Annotated in this window: 13 protein-coding genes; all 13 read left to right on the top strand. The window is 50.9% G+C overall.

Features of this window, described 5'->3' with window-relative positions:
• Window positions 1-68 precede the first annotated feature (68 nt).
• The 13 genes from WG943_RS18915 (at window position 69) to WG943_RS18855 (ending at window position 17,844) form a co-directional block, all read left to right on the top strand.
• On the top strand, window positions 69-2,036 hold the full coding sequence (locus tag WG943_RS18915; RefSeq protein ID WP_340411377.1) for a type IV secretory system conjugative DNA transfer family protein: 1,968 nt from the start codon (window positions 69-71) through the stop codon (window positions 2,034-2,036).
• The gene (locus tag WG943_RS18910) at window positions 2,033-2,383 is read left to right on the top strand and encodes a helix-turn-helix domain-containing protein (protein ID WP_340411376.1); all 351 of its coding nucleotides are present in this window, start codon (window positions 2,033-2,035) and stop codon (window positions 2,381-2,383) included. The genes WG943_RS18915 and WG943_RS18910 overlap by 4 nt, the downstream gene beginning before the upstream one ends.
• Before the next feature lie 841 nt (window positions 2,384-3,224).
• Window positions 3,225-3,545 carry a DUF6660 family protein gene (locus WG943_RS18905; RefSeq protein WP_340411374.1) on the top strand — a complete coding sequence of 107 codons (321 nt, stop codon included), beginning with the start codon at window positions 3,225-3,227 and terminating at the stop codon, window positions 3,543-3,545.
• A 340-nt stretch (window positions 3,546-3,885) separates the two neighbouring features.
• Window positions 3,886-8,295: a CusA/CzcA family heavy metal efflux RND transporter gene (locus tag WG943_RS18900; RefSeq protein WP_340411372.1), complete on the top strand. Its 4,410-nt coding sequence runs from the start codon at window positions 3,886-3,888 to the stop codon at window positions 8,293-8,295.
• Window positions 8,296-8,309: 14 nt separating this feature from the next.
• Window positions 8,310-9,575, top strand: a complete 1,266-nt coding sequence (locus WG943_RS18895) for an efflux RND transporter periplasmic adaptor subunit (RefSeq protein ID WP_051364246.1) — start codon at window positions 8,310-8,312, stop codon at window positions 9,573-9,575.
• A gap of 138 nt (window positions 9,576-9,713) precedes the next feature.
• Window positions 9,714-10,049: a P-II family nitrogen regulator gene (locus WG943_RS18890; protein ID WP_025603794.1), complete on the top strand. Its 336-nt coding sequence runs from the start codon at window positions 9,714-9,716 to the stop codon at window positions 10,047-10,049.
• Between the two features lie 39 nt (window positions 10,050-10,088).
• Window positions 10,089-10,502, top strand: coding sequence for a Fur family transcriptional regulator (locus tag WG943_RS18885; protein ID WP_025603795.1), 414 nt, complete (start codon window positions 10,089-10,091; stop codon window positions 10,500-10,502).
• A gap of 124 nt (window positions 10,503-10,626) precedes the next feature.
• Window positions 10,627-11,388 carry an AlbA family DNA-binding domain-containing protein gene (locus WG943_RS18880; RefSeq protein ID WP_025603796.1) on the top strand — a complete coding sequence of 254 codons (762 nt, stop codon included), beginning with the start codon at window positions 10,627-10,629 and terminating at the stop codon, window positions 11,386-11,388.
• A 160-nt stretch (window positions 11,389-11,548) separates the two neighbouring features.
• Window positions 11,549-13,576 (top strand): heavy metal translocating P-type ATPase, encoded by a 2,028-nt coding sequence (locus tag WG943_RS18875; RefSeq protein ID WP_025603797.1) that lies wholly within the window; start codon window positions 11,549-11,551, stop codon window positions 13,574-13,576.
• A gap of 43 nt (window positions 13,577-13,619) precedes the next feature.
• Complete coding sequence (locus WG943_RS18870) at window positions 13,620-14,018, top strand: methyltransferase family protein (RefSeq protein WP_025603798.1); 399 nt, start codon at window positions 13,620-13,622, stop codon at window positions 14,016-14,018.
• Between the two features lie 9 nt (window positions 14,019-14,027).
• A complete protein-coding gene (locus WG943_RS18865; RefSeq protein ID WP_025603799.1) occupies window positions 14,028-14,363 on the top strand; it encodes a hypothetical protein in 336 nt (111 codons plus the stop codon).
• Between the two features lie 40 nt (window positions 14,364-14,403).
• Window positions 14,404-16,968: a heavy metal translocating P-type ATPase gene (locus tag WG943_RS18860; RefSeq protein WP_340411369.1), complete on the top strand. Its 2,565-nt coding sequence runs from the start codon at window positions 14,404-14,406 to the stop codon at window positions 16,966-16,968.
• 3 nt (window positions 16,969-16,971) lie between these two features.
• On the top strand, window positions 16,972-17,844 hold the full coding sequence (locus WG943_RS18855; protein WP_025603801.1) for a bestrophin family protein: 873 nt from the start codon (window positions 16,972-16,974) through the stop codon (window positions 17,842-17,844).
• Window positions 17,845-17,862: the final 18 nt, after the last annotated feature.

Below are 17,862 nucleotides of genomic sequence, written 5' to 3'. Positions count from 1 at the left end.
AAGAAATTCTGCTAAGACTTTCCCTCACATCTACCTGATAATATTGGATAACCTTTGTCAGTAACGATATGGAAGAATCCAGCGAAATCAAAAAACTTTACTCCTTCCTGCAGGGGCTTATCTATTTCACTATTGTGGTAGAGATAGCTGTTTTCCTCTTTATGGATTCGGGCAGTATGTATGAGCTGCAGCCTGTACTGCGCAAGGTAAAGCGCATGGCTATTTATGAGCACATCTACTTCTCCAAAGCTTTTACCTTCGGGTTGATTCTGATCGTGAGCATTGGCACAAAGGCTAGGAAGAACCTGAACCTCGACCCGCTCCGGCATATCTTCCTTCCCTTGCTCATCGGCTGTACCTTTTTCTTTGGCTCGGGTTTCTTTTATTTCTTTGAAAGCAGCCGTATTCTTTTCTGGGATGTGTCCCTGTCTGATGCGGCTTACATCCTGCTCTCCTTCTTAGGTGCGATGATGATTCATATAGCCTTGGATAATATCTCCAAGCATATACAGCACCGATTGATGAAGGACAAATTTAACGTGGAGAATGAGTCCTTTGAGCAGTCCAGGAAATTGGTGCATACGCCTTTCTCGGTGAATATCCCGATGCTTTACTATTACCAAAAGCGGATACACCGCGGGTGGCTTAATGTGGTGAACCCCTTTCGGGCAACACTGCTGATCGGTACACCTGGCTCTGGAAAGTCTTTCTCGGTGGTGTTGCCTTTTATCAAGCAGCTTCTGGGGAAAGGCTTCTCTATGATGGTCTACGACTTCAAGTTTCCAGACCTGGCCAGAACGACTTATTACCATTATCTGGTCAATAGAAAGAGAGGGGTATTGAAAAACCAAAGGTTCCATGTCATCAATTTTAGCAGCGTAGAGCACAGCAGGAGGTTTAATCCTTTAAAGCCGGAATACTTGCCTACCCTGGCTGATGCCACCGAAACGGCTGAGGCGCTGCTGGAGGCGCTGCGGAAAGGAGACAGGGACTCAGGGACTGCGCAATTCTTCAACCAGTCAGCCGTTAATTTCCTGGCTAGCTGCATCTACTTTCTGAGCCGCCACAAAGGGGGGCGGTATTCTTCGTTTCCGCATGTACTTTCCTTCATTAACCTAAGTTATGATCAGATTTTCGAGGTGCTCTTTTCCGAACCTGAGCTGGAGAGTCTGCTTTCGCCTTTTGCCACAGCCTATAAGAACAGAGCCTTTGAGCAGCTGGAAGGGCAGATTGGCACCTTAAAGATTAATATTGGCCGGCTGGCCACAAAAGAAACATTCTGGGTACTATCAGGAGACGACTTTAATTTAAAGATAACGGACCCGGAAAACCCTTCTGTTTTGGTGATTGCAAATGACCCGGCCACCCAGAGTATTAACAGCGCCTGCAATGCGCTTATCCTCAATCGCATGACACGCCTGATCAATACAAAGGGGAACTTGCCATGTGGGCTGATCGTGGATGAGTCTCCTACGCTTTACATACACCGGGTGGAGAACCTGATCGCCACCGCCAGGAGTAATAAGATAGCTGTGCTGCTGGGCCTGCAGGAACTACCGCAGCTGCGGCAGCAGTATGGCAGGGAAACAGCCGACACCATTTGCTCGGTAGCGGCCAATGTGCTCTCGGGCTCTGCCCGTCATAAAGAAACCCTTGACTGGCTGGAAAAACTGTTTGGCAGGGTGAGGCAGCTAAAGGAGGGGCTCAGTGTGGACCGGAACCGTACCTCGGTGAACATGAATGAGGAGATGGGACCGCTTATTCCGGCATCCAAAATAGCCAATTTGCAGGCTGGTGAACTGGTAGGACAGGTGGCTTCCGACAGTGAAAAGTATAGCGGGAAGTATGTTGCCAGTACCTATCACTGTAAAATTAATCTTGACCTTGATAACATACAACAGGAAGAAAAGCAGTATCTTGACCTGCCAAAATTTTATAACTTTGGTACCCCCGACCAAAAAGACCAAATCCTGAGAGCAAACTACAATAAAATTAGAAATGAGGTTAAGACACTAATCACAGCGTTACAGGTATGAGCGTAAGCATACAGGAGTTAGGCCAAAGGCTAAAGCTGCTGCGAAAGCGGCTTGATTTATCGCAGGAGAGCCTGGCAGAGTCTATGGGGGTGAACCAGAACCAGATATCCCGGCTGGAGAACGGGGTAGGAGGGACGATCGAACTGCTTCTGCTTCTGTTCAGCTTCTTCAGCAATCACTTTCACGTTGACCTTCTTTTTTCCGACAACTTCGACATCCTGGAGAAGCACGAAAAGCTATCCAACAGCCACAGCCTCAACAGCATTGCCGTTGAAAAGCTGAAGCTCGTCCAAAGTGAATTTTCCACGCAAATTGAGGAGGTGATACGGTTGTTGGATGTTCCATAATTCTGCATTTTCTTTCCGAAGCCAACTTTGTAATACCATTTAGTATACCTGAAAGGTTAATAAAAAAGGATCGAACATCATAATAGCTTGACTGTCATGTCAATACGTGTTTAAAGGATTGCCAAGAATTAAAGTGCTTTAATAATGTGAATTCTGAAATCAATCAACATTTGAACGATAGCTGCACATAGGTTTGCCTACCAAATCGAAGTAAAAGCTCTTCCAGTTTTACCGGGAGGCGCCTCGAGAGGCTCCGGTGACGAGTGATTGCGAGGCACGAGGGCAGGAAGCGAAAGCAGCGCCGAGTGGGAAAATGAGGCCTCTAAGCCTAGGAGAGCTCTAGAGCCAGCTATGCAAGAGAGTAAGAGAATTAAACGAATATAGCACGGCTGCCATTTCTACATTTCAACATCGATGAAGAAGCTGAGTTTGTGAAATAAAACAAATTCCTGTTGGCTGTAAGATTTGTGGCACTGCTCCTATGTCACAGCTCCTTACACATCTGTTCAAAATAGAAGGTCTGCTATTGAAGTTTAAAGTTTCCAAAAAGTAGTAGCCATATAGATATAGGTCTGGTTTAGACACTTCCCATACCTTCAGCTCTTTCTCTTAGCTAGTATGTAATCTTTAAAATATTGATAATTTCAGTCATAGGTCAGTTGAGGCAAGGTAGGTGGTGATTATGTAGGAGGTACGTTGGTAATCTTAATATTTGCAGGAGCATAATCAGTAACAAAGTAGTCGTAAACGTCGTTGTGATTGCTGAATTGAAAATTATCTTCTTAACACGTCTTGGATATGCAATAGCATTGCACGTAATTATTGATTATCTTTGTCTCACATGAGGTCTCTACTCTACATACTGATCCTGCTTTTGCTGACACTTTCCCTGAAACCGTGCCTGGACAGGGCAAATGCGGCTCCAGGTGAAGCACAAGCAGTGGCTACAGCTGATAGACACCAGGACCATCAGGATGACTTTGCAGACGGGTGTTCCCCATTCTGCGCCTGTCACTGCTGCCATTCTCATTTTCAGCCACAAAGTACGGATGTATCCGAATACGCTGATTTGCAGGAGGTGCCTCAAGAGGTTGATCTGTACAAGAGTAGTTTTGTCTCCTCCCTTTCCTATTCCATCTGGCAACCGCCGAAGGTAGCCTAACCCCTTTCCCCTTCCTTTTTTGTGGACAGACCCGTACATAGCCGGCCTCGGCGTGTATGTGCCTTTCTGTTCCTACCTACTCCATTCAAAACAAGAACCAGACGAGAGCAGTTTTAAAAAACTTTTTGTCTATCGGGAATTGAAGAAAAACAACAGAAGAAAAACCAGTAGTAAAAAGAAATCCAAAAGGAGAAAACGGCAGTACCATTGGCGGGGACGGCAGTCCAAGTGGCAGAAGCGGTTAAAAATAGCCGTGCTGATACTTGTCACCCTTCTGGGCATTTTAGCCGTCCTAGCCAAGGCGTACCATTTCTTCGCTATTCACACAAAATAACCCAACATGATAAACAGTATCATCGCTTTTTCCATTCGGAACAAGCTCATTATTGGCCTCATGATCGTCGCCTGGATCGGTGCGGGCGTCTGGGCCATGTCCACCGTTAATCTGGGTTCCGTTCCAGATATCACCAACAATCAGGTACAAGTCATCACAACATCGGAGAACCTTTCCACAGAGGACATCGAACAGTTTGTGACCTATCCAGTCGAGCTGACCATGGCGAACCTTCCGGGGGTGGAGGAGATTCGCTCCATTTCCCGCTTTGGCCTTTCCGTAGTGACCGTTGTGTTCGATGAGGGCATGGGCACATACCTGCCCCGGCAGTTGGTGCAGGAAAAGCTCAGCGAAGTAGAGATCCCTGAGCAGTTCGGGGAGCCCTCCATGGGTCCCATCAGTACTGGACTAGGGGAGATATACCAGTATGTTTTGGAGCCACAGCCGGGGTATGACAGCGTGTACACGCCCACAGAACTACGTACCATACAAGACTGGATCGTGGCACGGCAGATGGCGCTAGTGCCAGGTGTGGTGGAGGTAAATGCCTTTGGCGGAAACATCAAGCAGTACGAAGTCGCGCTGGACCCCGGCAAGCTTAACTCCATGAACGTGTCGATTTCTGAGGTATTCGAGGCGCTGGAGAAAAATAACGTCAACACCGGGGGCGCCTATATCGAGCGGAACAGCATGGCCAACTTCATCCGGGGAGAAGGCCTGGTTCGCTCGCTGGATGACATCCGCAACATCGTTGTCCGGAACGAGAATGGCACACCAATTTTGATCAGAGACGTGGCGGATGCCGTGCAGTTCGGCAGCCAGGTACGCTACGGGGCCTTTACTCAGGACGGAAGGGAGGCTGTGGGCGGTATGGTGCTCATGCTCCGCGGCGAGAGCCCGGACAAAGTCATCAATGCAGTGAAGGAGCGTATGGCAGAAGTACAAAAGTCGCTGCCGGAGGGGCTGGTGATTAAGCCTTTTATTGACCAAAGCAATCTGATAGCGCGTACCACCAGCACCGTTTCCAAAAATCTTACCGAGGGGGCGCTGATTGTCGTGTTCGTGCTCGTGCTGTTGCTGGGTAGCCTACGGGGCGGCCTTATTACCGCTTCGGTGATTCCGCTGGCTTTGCTGTTTGCCTTCATCCTGATGCGCATCTTCAATGTATCGGCCAACCTGATGAGCCTAGGCGCCATCGACTTCGGGATAATTGTGGACGGGGCTGTGATTATTGTAGAAGGCACTGTGCACATGATAGAAAAGAGAATGAAGGAAGGGAAGGGGAACTTTGGGCAGCAGATGGATGAGATTGCCTACGAGTCGAGTAGCACGATGATGAACTCCGCATTTTTCGGGCAGATCATTATCCTGATCGTGTTCGCCCCTATCCTTTTCCTGACTGGGGTGGAGGGCAAGATGTTCCAGCCGATGGCCTATACCTTCGGCTTTGCCGTGCTGGGGGCCATTATTCTGTGTCTAACGTATGTACCTGTGGTGTCGGCTTTATTTCTCAAGCCATCTCACGGCAAGAAGAACTTGCTCAGCAAATTTGAAAACAAAGTGGAACATGTTAGCAATAGGCTAATGGGTGGGGTAAACAAAGGCTATCTGCCTTTGCTGCGCAAGTCCCTTAACCACAAAGTTGTGGTGCTGATGTCTGCAGTGGTTTTATTGGTAGGTGCAGTCCTTACCTTCTCCCGTATGGGCGGTGAGTTTATCCCAAGTCTGGATGAGGGCGACATTGCCATGCAGGCGCTGCTGCGCCCGGGATCCTCTCTTTCTGAGAGCATTGAGCAGTCCAAGAAGATAGAAAAGATCGTTTTGGAGAACTTCCCGGAGGTGAAGACGATGGTGGCCCGCATCGGGGTGTCGGCCATTCCTACTGACCCGATGCCGATGGATATCCTGGACTCCTTCATTATCCTGGAAAAGGACATGGACAAGTGGGAAAGCGCGGATTCAAAAGAAGAACTGATCGGGAAGATCAAAGAAAAGCTGTCGGTGCTGCCGGGCATCAACTTTGTGTTCAGCCAGCCGGTGGAGCTGCGCTTTAATGAATTGATCAGCGGCGTGCGGGAGGATGTGGCCGTGAAACTTTACGGGGAGGACCTGAACGTACTGGCTTCTAAAGGTCAGCAGATGGCGCAAATTATCCAGACCGTGCCGGGCGTGGGTGATGTGAACCTGGAGGCTATATCCGGGCTGCCGCAGATGACGGTTCGTTTTGACCGGGGGAAAATAGCCCAGTATGGGCTGGACATCGAAAAGCTCAACAACTATATCAGCGCCGCCTTTGCAGGTGGGGTAGCCGGGGTGGTCTTTGAAGGGGAGAGACGCTTTGATATTGCCGTTCGCCTCTCGGAGGTGAACAGGCGCAGCATCGAGGACCTCAGAAACCTATACATCGACTTACCTAACGGGGAGCAGGTGCCCCTGCAGCAGGTGGCTGACATCAGTTATCAGCCGGGCCCCATGCAGATATCCCGCGACAATACTTCCCGAAGAATAAACGTGGGGGTAAATGTGCGTGGCCGTGACGTGGAGAGCATGGTGAATGAAATACAACAAAAGCTGGATGCGCAGCTGAACCTGCCGCCCGGCTACTATGTAACCTACGGCGGGTCTTTTGAAAACCTGCAGCGGGCCAAAGCGCGCCTGCAGGTGGTGGTGCCTATCGCACTGGCCTTAATATTTATCTTGCTGTATTTTGCCTTAAAGTCGCTTTCCCAGTCCATCATGATCTACATGGCGGTGCCGCTGGCAGCCATCGGCGGGATATTTGCCTTGGCCCTTAGAGGGATGCCTTTCAGTATCTCTGCTGGGGTAGGGTTTATCGTGCTCTTCGGGGTAGCTGTACTGAATGGGTTGGTCCTGGTCAGCCGGTTCAACAGCTTAAAAGAAGAAGGTATTACGGACCTGAAGCAACGTATCTTTATCGGTACAGAAGAACGGCTGCGACCTATCCTGCTGACGGCCACGGCCGCCATCATGGGCTTTATCCCGATGGCCTTTTCTGCCTCCGCTGGGGCTGAAGTGCAGCGGCCGTTGGCAACAGTCGTGATCGGCGGTTTGATTACCGCGACGTTCCTCACGCTCGTGGTGGTGCCTATTCTGTACTTCTTTGTTGAGTCTAAGGTTGGAAAAAGCGGAGGCAAAGGGAATATGGCCATGGCCCCCTCACTCGTTATACCTTTGGTAATCGGTGCCGGGTTGTTCTTTTCTCCGGCCGCAGCCACGGCACAGGATAAAAAAGCGCTTCCGGACAACATGCCGGCTATCTCCATGGAGGAGGCCGTGCAGCGGGCGGTGGCCAATTACCCCTCCGTTACAGCGGCCAGACTTGGCATAGAAAACCAGCAGGCGCTGAAAAGCACGGCCTGGAACTTGGGGAGTACCCAGGTCTTCACAGGAAAAGAAGAGGTAGGAAATGAGAGCCAGGGTGTTCAGAACCGTATCGGTATTCAGCAGCAGAATATAGAGGTATTCAGTATCGCGCCTAGGCTCAATCTGCAGCAAAAGCAGGTTAACCTGGCCCAGTCGGCGCTGAATCTGACCTCGCTGGAGGTAGCGCGTGAGGTGCGTATAGCCTGGAGCAACACCTACGCGGCCAGAAGCCAGTACCTGCTTTACCAGCGACTGGACTCTATTTTTTCAGAGTTCACCAGAGCTGCAAAGGTACGTTACGAAACAGAGGCCATTTCCCACTTGGAGTATCTGGCAGCGACAAACCAGGCCCGGCAGATAACGGTACAGCAGGAGCAGGCCTTCCGTAACTATCAGGCGGCCCTGCGCCAACTGAATCAGTGGCTGGTAAACGACACGCCCTTAACTGCGGCACTGACAGAGCCTGAGCAGTTGACAGCCCCTCTACCAGGTATAGCAGACACCCTGAGCCAGCACCCATTGCTGGACTATTCCCGCCAGCAGGTGGAGGTGGCCCAGGCCCGCCTGCGAGTGGCCAAAGCGGCTTACTTGCCGAGCCTGAGCGGGCAGTACGCTGACCAGAAGATAGCGGGCCAGTCAGGGTTCTACAGTTACCAAATAGGGATAAACTTCCCGCTACTCCCTTTTGCGGAGCGTGGCCGGGCCCAGTCAGCCAAGATAGAGCGTGAAATCGCAGAGCAGAACCTGCGCCGTACGCAGCTGGAGCTGCAGGCTGGCTACGGCAGTCTGCTGGAGGAGCACCGCAAATGGCTTAACTCCTGGCAATACTACCAGCAGGAGGCCTTGCCTTTGGCCGTAGAGCAGCGCAACGGGGCCATCATTGCTTACCGCGAAGGAGCCATCGACTACATTGGTTTTCTGCAAATCATTCGGGATGCCATACAGGTGGAGTTCAATGCCCAGGAGGCGCTTGGGAACTACCTGGATACGAAGGCGCGCCTGATTTATTTTCTTCAATCTTCCAATCAATAAAATAACTAAAGACGATGCATATCAAATCTAAAATAAACGTGCTGCTATTCGTGCTGCTATCAATTTTCGGTGCCTGTGGCTCTCCGGAAGAGCCGGTGGCGGAGCAGGAAACCCAAGGCGAGGAAGCTGAAGGACATGCAGAGGAGGAAGGTACTGTGCGCATGTCTCCTCAGCAAATGGAGTCTATTGGCCTTCAGCTGGGGACGCTTCAGAGCAGAAATTTGTCCGGTAACATAAAAGTAACAGGAGAGCTGGAGGTACCGCCTCAGAGTGAGGCTAACGTAAGTGCGACGGTTGGGGGGAACGTGCAGGAAATTAAAGTTATTGAAGGTGACAAGGTGCGGAAAGGGCAGACGCTTGCTTTGCTGGCACACCCCGAGTTGGTGCAGATGCAGGTAGACCTGCAGGAGGCAGCCAGCAGGCTACAGTACCTGGAGCAGGAGTATCAGCGTCAGCAGCGGCTGTATGAGCAGAAGGTGGGCTCTGGGCGGGACCTGCAGGAGGCCACGTCGAATTATAGCACCAGTAAGGCCCAGGTGGAAGGCCTCAAGTCCAGGCTTCGCATCCTGGGGCTCAACACAGGCAGCATCCTCTCAGGCAAGATATTCCAGTCAGTTCCAGTCGTTTCACCCATCAGTGGTTATGTGCAGAAGGTAAATATTACCAACGGGCAGTATGTATCGCCCCAGGAGCAGATGTTTTCCGTGGTGGATCGGTCACAGCTTCATGCAGACTTTATGGTGTTTGAGAAAGACGTTTCAAAGGTTAAGGTAGGACAAAAAGTAATATTTAGTGTTGCCAACGCGGCAGGTAGGGAGTATACGGCTACCATATATAATATGAGCCCCGCCTTTGAGAAAGATGTCAGAGCCGTGCATTTGCATGCTGACATAGAAGGTAGTACGGAAAACCTCATACCTGGTATGTACATTGAGGGCCGTATAGCAACGGATACCACAACAGCGCTAGCCCTTCCAGAGACAGCCGTTGTGCAGGAGGGAGAGCAGTCCTTCATCTTTGTGAAGACAGGAGAAGCAGATGCCGAGGCCCATGCTGATGAAGAAAATCATGCAGAGGAAGAAGCACCAGCTACAGGAGAACAAACAGCTGGAAAGGTTTGGGTGTTTAAGCAGGTTCCTGTTGTAACAGGAGCCAGTAGTAACGGATGGATAGAGGTAAAGCTGCTGCAGCCCCTTCCTGATAATGCACAGATAGCCTACACCGGTGCTTACAACCTTATTTCTGAAATGAATAAAGGGGCCACGGAACACGGCCATTAAAGATTAAGTGATGAGCATGGCCGCGCACATGTGTGCGGCCATGTCTTTGGCAGGCGATTGCCTGGAAAAGGTTCGGAGAATAGAAATGATACGCTAGGAGACAGAAATTAAATTATAGCATAGATAAGATTCAACATAATGAAAGAAATAAAAGCATTTATAAAACCATCCAGGGTACAGAAGGTAGTGGAGGCGCTGCGGGAAAACGGGTTTGAGAGCGTTACCCTCTCTCAGGGAGAAGGCACCGGGGCCTACAGCCGCCAGGATGCCTTTCCTTCACTCGACTTTCGCTTCACGGACAGCAAAATCGTGAAACTGGAGCTTGTCTGCCAGAATGAGGAAGCGGCCAGGGCTGTGCAGTTAATTAGCGACAACGGCCGGTCGCCGGAACCAGGCGATGGCATCATCTACACGACTGAAATTGAAAGCGCTTACCGCATCAAGACGGGAGAATCGATAAAGCGCTTTGATTGAAAAACATATGGTTCGGTTGGTTGTAAACAGATAAAAGCAATGCCGGAAGATCTTGAAATTAGGCTGAAAAGCAGGGGCATCCGGCCTACGGCCATGCGCCTGCTGGTGCTGGAAAAACTCACTGAGCAGCAAACAGCCGTTAGTCTGAGTGAAATGGAAGCGGGTTTTGAGCAAGTGGACCGTGTCACGCTATACCGCACGCTCAAGACCTTTGAGGAGAAAGGGCTGGTACATCAGATTATTGACGGAGCGGGACTAACCAAGTATGCCTTGTGCCAGGAAGACTGCACTTGTGCGATGGAGGACCTGCATGTGCATTTTTACTGCAACTCCTGCAAAGAAACTTACTGCCTTCCAAAGGTTAAAGTGCCTGGTATACAGCTCCCGCACAGATTTCGGTTAGAGGAGATAAACATGGTGGTGAAAGGCATTTGTGACCAATGTGTCACTTAAGGGTGTAGCAGTCTTCTCCCCAGTTTAACAGATGTGGGCTTTACCAGGCATGTATAGGCAGAAATATATACCAGGAAGAGTTATTTCCAAGGGTGTTGTCTATCAAAATAGATATTAGGGTAAAATGAGCAGAAAACTGACTATTGTGTGGATAGGGGCGTGGATAGCTGTAGCTGCGTTGTCCTTATTTCCCCTAATACTTTCCATAGGTGGTGTTGAGGCGCAACATCAGGAAGTATCCTGGCTGGGCAAAGCTGCCTTGACACTTAAAGGCAGCTCCCCGTTTCAGAAATCAGAGCCGTATCTAATCTGGGTATTAATTGGACTGCTAATAGCAGCTTTTATATTAAGAGTGCTGATCGGCAATAAAAAGCTTCAGGCAATGAAGGAGCTTTATGTCACACACCAGATGGCTACCCTCCTCACGAAAGGTGAAAGCCAAATGGTAGCCTTACTGCCACGGCTGTTGGGGCCTGATAGACAGCAAAGCTCCTATTCAAGCCCTGAACAGGCGGTAGCCAAAATTATTGCCGGACTGATGAACACGCAAGGAGGGTACCTCTTTATTGGTGTGAACAAAGAAGGCACATGCAGTGGACTGGAAGAGGATTATCAGGAGTTGGGAAAGCCACATCAGAAACATTTTAATCAGTATCTCCTGAAGGCGGTGCAAGATATGCTAGACCCTAGCTGTTGTCTTTTATTAAAGGTTAACTTTTACACAATTAGTGGGAAAGATATATGCCGCGTTCAGGTGAAACGCTCTCCCTCGCCTGTTTACGTGCATGTGGGGGAGCGGGCGCATTTTTACATACGTGCAGAGAAGCGTATACTGGAACTGGATGTCAGGGAGGTGCTGGAGTATATTGAAAAGGTGTTTTATTGAGCCTCAAGTTGAATGAAAGTTTAGAGGCGTATGCAGGAAAGGGCCTGCACATATATATTACATAACCACAAAAGTGAACAGGCTCAATAAAATAAGCTGCACGAACTGTCCGCTTACAATTGACTTATAAAAGGTTGTGTTAATAACTAATCAATAAACTATGAAAAAGGAACGGAATAAAAGCAAGAATATAGAAGAGGACTTTAAGCCCCTGGAGATCACCTCGCCCCGAACAGCCGAAGCTTCTGGACCCAATGTAGGCACAGAGTGTTGCTCAGCAGACGGTAAAGCAAAGTTTGCAGGAGCCGATGAGCATGATCATGCCGAAGAAGAGGCAAAGTCCTCGTATGTTCCTACGGCTATTAGCCTTGTTTTACTGCTGGGGGGTATCCTCCTGGATTACCTCGATACGCCCTGGTTCACCGGCTCTGTGCGGTTCCTGAGCTACGCCATTGCTTATGTGCTGGTGGGCTGGCGTGTGGTTTGGCACGCCATCAAGAGCCTTCGCAGTAGCTTCTTTAACGAGTTCTTTTTGATGAGCATGGCCACGCTGGGTGCCTTCTACATCGGGGAGTATGCAGAGGGTGTAGCCGTGATGCTTTTCTATGTGATCGGGGAACACTTTCAGGAGGCGGCTGTGCTGCGCTCCCGCCGCTCCATCAAAGCGCTGATCGACAACAGGCCTGATGAGGTGGGGCTGGTGACGGACAATGGTATAGTGACGGTGAAGGCCAAAGAAGTGCAGGTAGGCGAGGTGGTGCAGGTGAAGGCTGGCGAGAGGGTGGCCCTGGACGGGGAGCTGCTCTCCGAGCGCTCCTCCTTCAATACCGCCGCGCTTACCGGAGAATCAAAGCCCGATACAAAAAAGAAAGGCGAGACAGTGTTGGCGGGTATGATCAACCTGGACCGGGTGATCGAGCTTCGGGTAACCTCTGCCTATGAGAACAGCGCCCTTTCAAAAATACTGAAGCTGGTAGAGGAAGCTGGCAGCCGCAAGGCCAAAACACAGCAGTTCATCACCCGGTTCGCCAAAGTGTACACGCCCATCGTCTTCTTCCTGGCTGTGGGCCTTGTGTTCATCCCGTACTTTTTCGTGGAGGCTTACGACTTTAATCAGTGGTTGTACCGGGCGCTAATCTTCCTGGTGATCTCCTGCCCCTGCGCACTGGTGATCTCCATTCCACTCGGCTATTTTGGCGGTATCGGGGCAGCCTCGCGCAACGGCCTGCTTTTTAAGGGCTCTAACTTCCTGGACCTGATGACCCAGGTGGACACGGTAGTCATGGACAAGACCGGCACCCTGACGGAGGGGGTGTTTCAGGTGCGGCAGGTGGAAACTTTTCTGGATGATAAGGGATGGTTTCTCTCAGCGGTTGCTGCGCTCGAGAGTAAATCCACGCACCCGATCGCGCAGGCCATCGTGGCCGAGGCCGGAGATACGTACAGGCAGCACACAGTTGGCCAGGTGGAGGAAATATCCGGACATGGGCTGAAAGGAAAGGTGGACGGCAAAGAGCTGCTAGTTGGAAATACCCGGTTGCTGGAGAGGTTTGGTGTTCTTTATGACCCAAGCCTGAAGGAGATCGTGGAAACGATCGTGGTTGTGGCTGTGGGTGGTACCTACGCCGGCTACATCACTATTGCCGATAAGGTAAAGGAAGATGCTCCGCTTGCCGTGAGCCGAATGCGGGAACTGGGCGTGAAAAAACTGGTGATGCTCTCGGGTGACAAGGACTCCATTGTGCAGAAGGTGGCTGGCGAGCTGAAACTGGACGAGGCACACGGCGGCCTGCTGCCGCAGGATAAGGTAAGCCAGGTGGAGAAGCTCAAAGCGGAAGGCCGCACGGTGGCATTCGTAGGAGACGGCATCAATGATGCGCCCGTAATCACGCTGGCCGATGTAGGCATGGCCATGGGAGGTTTAGGCTCAGATGCGGCTATTGAGACAGCAGACGTCGTGATCCAGACAGACCATCCTTCCAAAATCGCCACGGCCATCAATATCGGGAAGAAAACAAAGCAGATTGTGTGGCAGAACATCTCGCTGGCCTTTGGCGTGAAGGCGATTGTGCTGATACTCGGTGCCGGTGGCCTAGCCACGATGTGGGAGGCGGTATTTGCCGATGTGGGCGTTGCCTTCCTGGCTATACTTAATGCCGTGCGGATACAGCGGATGAAGTTTAAATAATTTCACAACAATTTTAATAATTCGCAACAATTACATCTCCTATATGGCTCTTGTGTTTTCATTGGAAGCTACTGGTAACTTTCTGTTTAAGCGCAGAGGGTGGCTACCTGTCCTGCTGTTTGCGCTAGTTTTGCCCGCTATGTACTTCACTCCCTATTCTACCTATGCCCCATCTACCCGCCTCCTGCTAAGCTGGGGAGGGATTATGCTCTCGCTTGTTGGATTTCTGATACGGGCCTACGTGATTGGCACGACCCCGCGGGGCACTTCCGGCAGAAACACCAAAGGGCAGGTGGCAGAGGAACTCAACCAGGCAGGCATGTATTCCATGGTACGGCACCCGCTTTACCTGGGCAACTACCTCATGTGGATCGGGATAGTCGTTTTTGCCGGAAACATTTGCTTTATATTGATAGCCAGCTTATTATTCTGGATTTATTAAAAGCGCATCATGTTTGCAGAAGAACGCTTCCTGGAGCGGAAGTTTGGGGCGACTTACCTGCACTGGGCGCAGAAGACACCCGCCTTTGTACCATCACTCAGGCTTTACCGGCCAACCGCTATCCCCTTCTCTGTCAAGTCGGTCTTAAGGCGGGAGTACCCGGGGGCGCTGAACGCTGTGATTGGCTTTGCTTATGTGGAGATGTGGCGGCAGTATTTCCTTACAGGCCGGTTTGGCCTGAGCCAAGGGAGCTACACGATTCTCCTCTTGGCAGCTGTACTGGCCTTTGCCTTAAGAACAGTAAAGCGCCATACAGCCTGGCTGGAAGAGAGCGGGCGCTCCTGAGTCCACCCAAATTCTGCCTCATTGCAGGCTGATAGGTAATTTGCAAGAAGGTATTCACGTAGGCTGTATAAAACGTATAAGATCAATGGAAAAGCTTAAAATAGAAATACCTCTCATTCTTCCTGAAGTGCCGGATGAAAAAGACCGCTGTGTGCGTGAGCTAATGGGCCGGCTACAGGGCCGGGAAGGCATAGAAAGCGTACATGTCTCCACCGGGCAGGAGGACGGCGTGCCGCAGCTCTGCTTTCACTACAATCCGGATGAGATCTCCATGGCCCGCATTGAGGCACTGGCTAGGCAAACGGGGGCTTCACTTACCGAAAAAGTTGGGCATGGCCTTATCGCCATAGATGGCATACGCCATGCCCGCCATGCCCGCCACCTGGAGCAAACTCTGCTGCAGGCCGATGGCGTGCTGCAGGCCTCGGTAGCCGCCTCGGGGATGGTGCGCCTGGAGTATGACAGGTCCAGAACCAATAAAGAAAAGATACTCTCAGTCATCCGGGAAGAAGGATTAAGGATTACGGATACTTCCCTGAGCGCAGCAGATTATGCAAGCCGCACTGGCGAACGACAGGACGGGGCCGTAGCGGAAGAGATGGAAAGATTAGAAGAAAAGCTGGAGCCAGATAATGAACACGGCCATGAGCACACACATGGACACGGCGGGATCCTTGGAAAAAATACAGAGCTCATCTTTTCTATCACCTGCGGCGCTCTGCTGGGCACTGGCTTCGGGTTGAGTTTTGTAGAGGGGGTGCCTGGCGGGGTAAGCCTAGCGCTCTATATCGGGGCCTACTTCTTCGGGGGGTTCTTCACGGCCAAGGAGGCGGTAGAGGAGATACTTAAAAAGAACTTCGAGATCGACTTCCTGATGCTGGTGGCGGCTATTGGGGCCGCTATTTTGGGAGAATGGGCCGAGGGGGCGTTGCTGCTTTTCCTCTTTAGTCTGGGACATGCCTTAGAGCATTATGCCATGAATAAGGCCCGCAAGTCTATTGCAGCGCTGGCGGAATTGGCACCCAAAACAGCATTGCTCAAAAAGAACGGTAAAACCGAGGAGGTGGGCATCGAAACACTGCGCCTCGGCGACGTGATCATGGTAAGGCCTAACAGCAAAATCTCGGCTGACGGTGTGGTCGTTAAAGGGCAGAGCAGCGTAAACCAAGCACCTATTACCGGAGAGAGTGTGCCGGTGGATAAGGAGCCGGTGGGTGATCCGGAGCAAACGTATAATGCGGAAAGCGAGATTAAGGATGAGAACCGCGTGTTCGCCGGCACTATCAATGGGAACAGCACCTTGGAGGTGAAAGTGATCAAGGAAGCCAGAGACTCCACCCTTTCGCGGCTGGTAAAACTGGTAAACGAGGCGCAGACCCAGAAATCGCCTACCCAGCGGTTTACGGATAAATTTGAGAGGTATTTCGTTCCCTCCGTGCTTATACTCGTTGTGCTGCTGCACTTCGCTTTCCTGGTGATTGACGAGCCATTCAGCGCCAGCTTTTACAGGGCCATGGCCGTGTTGGTGGCCGCCAGTCCCTGTGCCCTGGCCATTTCCACGCCAAGCGCCGTACTGAGCGGAGTGGCACGGGCTGCCCGTGGCGGTGTGCTCATCAAGGGCGGAAGGCCCCTAGAAGATTTGGGCGTACTGACCGCCCTGGCCTTTGACAAGACGGGAACATTGACAGAAGGCAAACCTAAACTCACCAATGTTATTCCCTGGAACAATGAGCCAGAAGATGGCCTGCTGAAAAAAGCCGTAGCTGTAGAGGCATTGAGTGACCACCCTTTGGCCAAAGCCATCGTCAGGGACGGGAAAGAAAGGCTGAAGGATATTCCTGTTCCTGATGCGGAACACCTAGAGGCTGTACTGGGGAAGGGCATCAAGGCCTCTCTGGCTGGTAACAAGGTGTATATAGGTAATCTGGAGCTTTTTGAGGAGTTGGATGCCACCAAGCCCTCACAGAAACTGGTTGGCAAAGTGCAGTTGCTGGAGGCAGAAGGCAACACCACCATGCTAGTACGTGAAAACGACCGTTACATCGGCATTATCTCCTTAATGGATACGCCGCGGGCAGCGGCTAGAGCGACCCTGGAAGAGCTGAAAAAGATTGGTATCAGGCGGATGATTATGCTGACCGGCGACAACCAGAAAGTGGCGGATGCGGTGGCCAAACAGATCGGCCTCACTGATGCATGGGGAAGCCTGTTGCCCGAAGAGAAAGTGGAGGCCATTAAGGAGCTTCGGCAACAGGAAAGTAAGGTGGCCATGGTAGGGGATGGGGTAAATGATGCCCCGGCTATGGCCAATAGCACCGTCGGCATAGCCATGGGAGCTGCGGGCTCGGATGTGGCCCTGGAAACGGCCGATATCGCCCTGATGTCGGACAAACTGGAGAACCTGCCCTTTGCCATCGGCTTGAGCCGCAAGTCCAAAAGTATCATTAAACAGAACCTATGGGTAAGCTTGGGTATCGTTGCAGTACTAATCCCTTCCACCATATTGGGGCTCGCCAACATCGGCGTAGCAGTATTAATACATGAGGGCTCTACTTTGCTGGTGGTGTTTAATGCGCTCAGGCTGCTGGCGTACAAGAAAAAATAGACAATGTTAATAACAAATAAAGTACCTCTTGGCTTGCTGCTCAGTAAGACGAAGTACGAGCTATTGGCTATCGTAGCTTACTCGGTTGCAATTGGAATTCTCGATCACCATTCATATCTGGAGGAAATATCCCTCCCGTTGACAATTCCGACATTACTGGGAACGGCTTTGTCCTTGTTACTGGCATTCAGGATCAATCAATCGTACGACCGGTGGTGGGAGGCAAGAACTGTGTGGGGAGCCATTGTCAACGATTCCCGCACACTCATAAGGCAGCTGCAAACCTTTGTGTCTCCCCAAGATAATATGGTCAACTCCTTTGCAAAGCGACAGGCAGCCTGGTGCTATGCTTTAGGAGAAGCCCTGAGAAAGCTTCCATTCTCTGATAAGGTAAAGCAGTATGCTGAAGGTTATGAAAATCATGCTAATATCCCAAATGCGCTACTATCAAAGCATTCTGAGGAAGTCAGAATGCTTTATCTGGATGGGCAGCTAAATCCATTTCAGCAGATTCAGATTGATAGCACCATTGCAAGGCTATGCGACTCCATGGGGAAATGTGAGCGTATCAAAAACACTGTTTTCCCCGGGAATTATAGTATGCTGCTACATTTTCTGATCTACATCTTTGCTACACTGCTGCCTCTTGGCCTTAGCGACTATTCTATTGCGATGGAAGTAGTGGTTACTACCCTCTTTGCGGGAGTATTCCTGCTTATAGAAAGAACGGCCATATTCATGCAAGACCCTTTCGAGAACATGCCCACGGATACACCTGTTACAGCGTTGGCAAACACGATTGAGATAAACCTGATGCAAATGGTCGCGTGCGAACCACCAAAGTTGGCACCTACTACAGCTTATTATCAACTCTGAAAATTTACCAACAGAACC

The sequence above is a fragment of the Pontibacter sp. H249 genome, from assembly GCF_037892465.1.
Taxonomy (GTDB): Bacteria; Bacteroidota; Bacteroidia; order Cytophagales; family Hymenobacteraceae; genus Pontibacter.
Note: the sequence above shows the minus strand (reverse complement) of the source record. Positions and strands in the feature narration are given on the sequence as shown.

Coding starts and splice junctions, on each gene's coding strand:
- WG943_RS18915 (WP_340411377.1), top strand. CDS start 69: ATGGAAGAATCCAGCGAAATCAAAAAACTTTACTCCTTCCTGCAGGGG.
- WG943_RS18910 (WP_340411376.1), top strand. CDS start 2,033: ATGAGCGTAAGCATACAGGAGTTAGGCCAAAGGCTAAAGCTGCTGCGA.
- WG943_RS18905 (WP_340411374.1), top strand. CDS start 3,225: ATGAGGTCTCTACTCTACATACTGATCCTGCTTTTGCTGACACTTTCC.
- WG943_RS18900 (WP_340411372.1), top strand. CDS start 3,886: ATGATAAACAGTATCATCGCTTTTTCCATTCGGAACAAGCTCATTATT.
- WG943_RS18895 (WP_051364246.1), top strand. CDS start 8,310: ATGCATATCAAATCTAAAATAAACGTGCTGCTATTCGTGCTGCTATCA.
- WG943_RS18890 (WP_025603794.1), top strand. CDS start 9,714: ATGAAAGAAATAAAAGCATTTATAAAACCATCCAGGGTACAGAAGGTA.
- WG943_RS18885 (WP_025603795.1), top strand. CDS start 10,089: ATGCCGGAAGATCTTGAAATTAGGCTGAAAAGCAGGGGCATCCGGCCT.
- WG943_RS18880 (WP_025603796.1), top strand. CDS start 10,627: ATGAGCAGAAAACTGACTATTGTGTGGATAGGGGCGTGGATAGCTGTA.
- WG943_RS18875 (WP_025603797.1), top strand. CDS start 11,549: ATGAAAAAGGAACGGAATAAAAGCAAGAATATAGAAGAGGACTTTAAG.
- WG943_RS18870 (WP_025603798.1), top strand. CDS start 13,620: ATGGCTCTTGTGTTTTCATTGGAAGCTACTGGTAACTTTCTGTTTAAG.
- WG943_RS18865 (WP_025603799.1), top strand. CDS start 14,028: ATGTTTGCAGAAGAACGCTTCCTGGAGCGGAAGTTTGGGGCGACTTAC.
- WG943_RS18855 (WP_025603801.1), top strand. CDS start 16,972: ATGTTAATAACAAATAAAGTACCTCTTGGCTTGCTGCTCAGTAAGACG.